The organism is Parageobacillus thermantarcticus (assembly GCF_900111865.1).
Classification (GTDB): Bacteria; Bacillota; Bacilli; order Bacillales; family Anoxybacillaceae; genus Parageobacillus; species Parageobacillus thermantarcticus.
Genome location: NZ_FOJS01000027.1, coordinates 33,782 through 39,781, shown reverse-complemented (window position 1 = coordinate 39,781; position 6,000 = coordinate 33,782). Strand labels below are relative to the sequence as shown.

Below are 6,000 nucleotides of genomic sequence, written 5' to 3'. Positions count from 1 at the left end.
CGCCGTCTTCTTCCGGAGGTAACGCGGAATAACGTGCCATATTTACAGCAATCGTCCGGGACACCGATCTATCATGCCCTGTCTGAACTCAAGGGATGGTAAAAAAAGGTATACATATTCGTCTGTCATGACAAGGGATGAGAGTTCGAAAGCGCTTACGGATGAAATTCAAAAAAATGGTTCGCCAACCTATGACTTACACCTGTTTTTTAGCGAACCAAAAAAGTTCCCACAAAATCTTGACTGACTCAACGATTCCTTTGTATTGAATATTTTCAGAAAATGCTTTACATTATATATTATAATTAATGTTAAAACGTTTGGTCACAACTTCATAGCGAATTTCTTATCAAGAGAGGGGGAGGGACTGGCCCTGTGAACCCTCAGCAACCTGGCGGAAGCCAAGGTGCTAAATCCAGACAGGCTAAAAAGCCTGGAAGATAAGAAGAGACGATACATAAAAAGTCTTCTTCTTATAGAAGGCTTTTTTCTTTTACTATTTTCATAGAACGGGGGAATGAGCGTGGGTCTTTTGGAAGATTTGCAAGAACGAATTGTCATCGCCGATGGCGCAATGGGAACGCTGCTATACTCCCATGGCGTCGATCGATGCTTTGAAGAATTAAATTTGTCGAAACCGGAAGACATTCTTCACATTCATGAAGCATATATCGCCGCGGGCGCCGAAGTCATTCAAACGAATACATACGGCGCCAACTACGTCAAGCTTGCCCGCTACGGGCTCGAAGATGAAGTGCCATCCATTAACCGCGCGGCGGTGCGGCTGGCGAAACAAGCGGCGAAAAATAAAGCCTACGTGCTCGGAACGATCGGCGGATTGCGCAGCATTAACAAAAGCGCCGTTTCCATCGATGAAATAAAACGGACGTTTCGCGAGCAATTGTTTGTGCTATTAAACGAAGACGTCGACGGCTTATTGCTCGAGACGTATTACGATTTGGAAGAATTAAAGACAGTGCTTGCGATCGCCCGCAAAGAAACGGATAAACCGATTATCGCACACGTCACCCTCCACGAAGTCGGCGTTTTGCAAGACGGCACACCGCTTGCCGAAGCATTGGCGCAATTAGAACAGCTAGGAGCCGACGTTGTCGGGCTTAACTGCCGTCTCGGCCCATACCATATGATCCGCTCGCTGGAGGAAGTGCCGCTGCCAAGCAAAGCGTTTCTTTCCGCGTATCCGAACGCGAGCCTGCCGGATTACCGCGACGGACGGCTTGTTTATGAAACAAACGCCGACTATTTTAAAGAAACGGCGCTGGCGTTTCGCGAACAAGGGGTGCGTCTCATTGGCGGGTGCTGCGGCACGACGCCGAAACATATCGAAGCAATGGCAAGCGCCTTAACGGATCGGACACCAGTCAAGGAAAAAGTGGTTCAACAACGCCATATCTCCATTTCTGTCCAAACGAATGAACAAAATGCGGCGCCGCCGCTGCAAGACATCGTCCGCAAGCGCCGTTCGGTGATCGTCGAACTCGATCCGCCGAAAAAACTAGGCATCGCCAAATTTTTAGAAGGCGCCAAAGCGCTCAAAGAAGCGAATATTGATGCGTTGACGCTAGCTGACAATTCGCTGGCTACACCGCGAATCAGCAATATGGCGCTTGGTACCATCGTCAAAGAACAACTTGGCATTCGCCCGCTCATTCATATTACGTGCCGCGACCGCAATTTGATCGGGCTGCAGTCACATCTGATGGGCTTGCATACGCTCGGCATCACCGACGTTCTCGCCATTACCGGCGATCCGTCGAAAATCGGCGATTTTCCTGGCGCGACATCGGTTTATGACTTATCGTCTTTTGACTTAATTCGTCTTATTCGCCAATTTAACGAAGGACTTTCGTATTCCGGAAAACCGCTCGGACAAAAAACGAATTTCTCGATCGCCGCGGCGTTTAACCCGAACGTCCGCCATTTGGACAAAGCGGTTGAACGTCTTGAGAAAAAAATTCAATGCGGCGCCCATTATTTCATTACTCAGCCATTATACTCCGAACAAAAAATCGAAGAAGTGTACGAAGCGACAAAGCATCTTGATACGCCGATTTACATTGGCATTATGCCGCTAGTGAGCGCGCGCAACGCCGATTTCCTTCACCATGAAGTGCCTGGCATCACGCTTTCGGATGAAATCCGCTCCCGCATGGCGGCATGCGCGAACGATCCGGTGCAGTCGGCACGCGAAGGAATCGCCATTGCCAAATCGCTGATTGATGCCGTTTTTGACTTATTTAACGGCATCTACTTAATCACGCCGTTTTTGCGCTATGAAATGACCGTCGAACTCGTTCGCTACATTCACGAAAAAGAACAAGCCGCTCAAGAAAGGGAGGTACTCCATGGATAACGTAACATTGCAGCAACAGCTCGAAAAAAAAATATTAGTGATTGATGGCGCGATGGGAACAATGATTCAAAGCGCGCAGCTTTCCGCCGACGACTTCGGCGGCGAACAATACGAAGGCTGCAACGAATATTTGACGCTCACCGCCCCGCATGTGATCAAACGCATTCATGAAGCATATTTGCAAGCGGGAGCCGACATTATCGAAACGAACACATTCGGTGCGACTAGCATTGTGTTAGACGAATATGAGCTCGGCCATTTAGCGCTCGAATTAAACATGGAAGCGGCCAAACTGGCACGCAAAGTCGCCGACGCCTACTCTACTCCCGAATGGCCGCGCTTTGTCGCCGGTTCGATGGGACCGACGACAAAAACGTTATCCGTCACAGGCGGCGTTACGTTCGAGCAATTAGTCGCCGCTTACGAAGAACAAGCGCGCGGATTATTGCTCGGCGGCGTCGACTTGCTTCTGTTAGAAACATGCCAAGACACATTAAATGTCAAAGCTGGCTTTATTGGGATTACAAAAGCATTCGCATCGGTCGGAAAAAAAGTGCCAATTATGATTTCCGGGACGATTGAACCGATGGGAACAACGTTAGCCGGCCAAACGATCGAATCGTTTTTCATCTCCGTCCAGCATATGAAGCCGTTTGCCGTCGGCTTAAACTGCGCGACCGGCCCGGAGTTTATGACCGACCATTTGCGTACGCTCGCTTCCTTGGCGAACACCGCCGTTAGCTGCTATCCGAACGCCGGGCTTCCGGATGAAGAAGGACGCTACCACGAAACGCCGGATATGTTGGCGAAAAAAATTCAGCGGTTCGCCGAAAAAGGCTGGATTAACATCGTTGGGGGCTGCTGCGGGACAACGCCGGAACATATCCGCGCCATCGCCGAAGCGGTCCGCGGCATTCCGCCGCGCCCGATCCCGTCGTCGTTTGACGTCCACGCCGTCTCCGGCATCGATCCGCTTATTTATGATGAAACGATGCGGCCGCTGTTCGCCGGTGAAAGAACAAACGTTATCGGCTCGCGCAAATTCAAACGATTGATCGCCGAAGGGAAATATGAAGAAGCGGCAGAAATCGCCCGCGCGCAAGTGAAAAACGGCGCGCACGTCATCGATATTTGCTTAGCCGACCCAGATCGCAACGAACAAGAAGATATGGAAAAGTTTATCCAGCAAGTCATTAAAAAAGTAAAAGTGCCGCTTGTCATTGATTCGACGGATGAACGCGTGATCGAACGCGCCCTCACTTATTCGCAAGGAAAAGCGATCATTAACTCGATTAACTTAGAAGACGGGGAAGAACGGTTTGAAAAAGTCGTTCCGCTTCTTCATAAATATGGCGCCGCCGTTGTCGTCGGAACGATTGACGAACAAGGAATGGCGATTGATGCGAAGCGGAAGCTGGAAATCGCCTTACGGTCGTATGACTTGCTTGTGAATAAATACGGGGTTCCCCCGCGCGACATTATTTTCGATCCGCTCGTATTCCCTGTCGGCACAGGCGACGAGCAATATATCGGCGCCGCAAAAGAAACGATCGAAGGCATCCGCCTCATTAAAGAACGGCTTCCGCAATGTTTAACGATACTCGGCATCAGCAACGTCTCTTTCGGGCTTCCGCCGGTGGGCCGCGAAATTTTAAACTCTGTCTTTTTATATCATTGCACACAAGCCGGGCTCGACTACGCGATCGTCAATACAGAAAAGCTAGAACGGTTCGCTTCCATTCCGGAAGAAGAAGTCCGATTGGCTGAAGATTTGCTGTTTAACACGAACGATGAAACGTTAAACACGTTTATCCAATTTTACCGCGATAAAACGAAAGAGCCGAAAAAAACGAAAACAGAGCTTAGCCTTGAAGAGCGGCTTGCGAACTATGTCGTCGAAGGCACGAAAGAAGGGTTGTTCGCCGATTTGGAGCAAGCGCTGCAAACATATGACGATCCGCTTGATATCATCAACGGTCCGCTGATGGCGGGAATGGATGAAGTCGGGCGCCTGTTTAATGACAACCAGCTTATTGTCGCCGAAGTATTGCAAAGCGCGGAAGTCATGAAAGCAGCGGTCGCCTTTTTAGAACCGCATATGGAGAAAAAAGAAGGCAGCACAAAAGGAAAAGTGATTCTCGCCACCGTCAAAGGCGACGTGCACGATATCGGCAAAAACTTGGTCGACATTATTTTAAGCAACAACGGCTTCCAAGTTATTGATCTAGGAATTAAAGTGACGCCGCAAAAACTGATCGAAGCCGTTCAAGCGGAAAAGCCGGATATCATCGGCTTGTCCGGGCTTCTTGTCAAATCCGCCCAGCAAATGGTCGTCACCGCCCAGGATTTGCGGCAAGCGGGCATTTCGATTCCGATTTTAGTCGGCGGCGCCGCATTGACGCGCAAGTTTACAGAAAATAAAATCGCTCCGGAATATGACGGAATCGTCTTATACGCAAAAGACGCCATGGAAGGGCTGGCGCTGGCAAACCAATTGCAGCAAAACGAAATTGAATATACAAAAACGGAAAAACATGAAACAAAACCAGAAAAAACGGCGCCAACGGTTATCGCCGCCAAATCGAACGTTTCGACCGACGTTCCCGTGTTTGTGCCGGCGGATTTAGAACGTCACGTGCTCAAAGATATTTCGCTTCCACATATTATTCCATATGTCAACTGGCAAATGGTGTTGGGGCACCATCTCGGGTTAAAAGGGAAAGTGAAACGGCTGCTTGAAGAAAAAGATGAAAAAGCGCTTATGTTAAAGCAAGTTGTCGATGATCTGCTTCAACAAGCCCAGCAAGAACAATGGATCACGCCGGCGGCGTTGTATCAATTTTTCCCGGCGCAAAGCGAAGGAAACCGGATTTATATTTACTCGCCGGAAGACAAACGGACCATTATTGAAACATTCGAATTTCCAAGACAGCAAAGAGCGCCGTACCTTTGTTTAGCCGATTATTTGAAGCCTGTCGAAAGCGGCCAAATCGATTACGTTGGCTTTTTCGCCGTCACCGCCGGCAAAGGCATTCGCGAACTTGCGCAACGGTGGAAAGAAAACGGCGAATTTTTAAAAAGCCACGCGATTCAAGCATTGGCGCTCGAAATCGCCGAAGGGTTAGCCGAATTCATCCACCAAGTCATGCGCGACCGCTGGGGCTTTCCGGATGATCCCGACTTTACGATGGAAGAGCGCTTTGCCGCCAAATACCAAGGGCAGCGCTACTCGTTCGGCTACCCGGCCTGTCCAAACTTAGAGGATCAGGAAAAGCTCTTCCGCCTATTGCGTCCCGAAGAAATCGGCATTCAATTGACGGACGGATATATGATGGAACCGGAAGCTTCCGTTTCCGCGATCGTCTTCGCCCATCCGGAAGCGCGTTATTTCAACGTGCTGTAAAAAAGCTGGCCATATGGCCAGCTTTTTTTATGCAATGTGGTCAGGCGAGTAATATTCTCCTTCTAGCTTTTTGAAATCTTTTTCATTAAACAAACATTGCTTGATCCCCCGGTTCTGCACCAAGCACTTCCCGCACCTTCATGGGAATCGTTACTTGTTTTTTTGAAGACATCGTCGAAAAATAAACGTCTGTTTTCGTTTTATCTGGAGTTGATGTCATCCT

Annotated in this window: 3 protein-coding genes and 1 riboswitch; of the genes, 2 read left to right on the top strand and 1 reads right to left on the bottom strand. The window is 49.2% G+C overall.

Translation table 11 applies throughout. The features are described 5' to 3' along the window. Positions 1-343: 343 nt before the first annotated feature. A riboswitch (SAM riboswitch) is annotated at positions 344-447 on the top strand. Between the two features lie 76 nt (positions 448-523). Beyond that, positions 524-2,374: a bifunctional homocysteine S-methyltransferase/methylenetetrahydrofolate reductase gene (locus BM278_RS12450; RefSeq protein WP_090950152.1), complete on the top strand. Its 1,851-nt coding sequence runs from the start codon at positions 524-526 to the stop codon at positions 2,372-2,374. After that, on the top strand, positions 2,367-5,777 hold the full coding sequence (gene metH / locus BM278_RS12445; RefSeq protein WP_090950151.1) for a methionine synthase: 3,411 nt from the start codon (positions 2,367-2,369) through the stop codon (positions 5,775-5,777). Before BM278_RS12450 ends, metH begins: the two co-directional genes overlap by 8 nt. Before the next feature lie 85 nt (positions 5,778-5,862). Here metH and BM278_RS12440 read toward each other — a convergent pair whose 3' ends face one another. Next, the gene (locus BM278_RS12440; RefSeq protein WP_244151158.1) at positions 5,863-5,997 is read right to left on the bottom strand and encodes an AbrB/MazE/SpoVT family DNA-binding domain-containing protein; all 135 of its coding nucleotides are present in this window, start codon (positions 5,995-5,997) and stop codon (positions 5,863-5,865) included. Positions 5,998-6,000 lie beyond the last annotated feature (3 nt).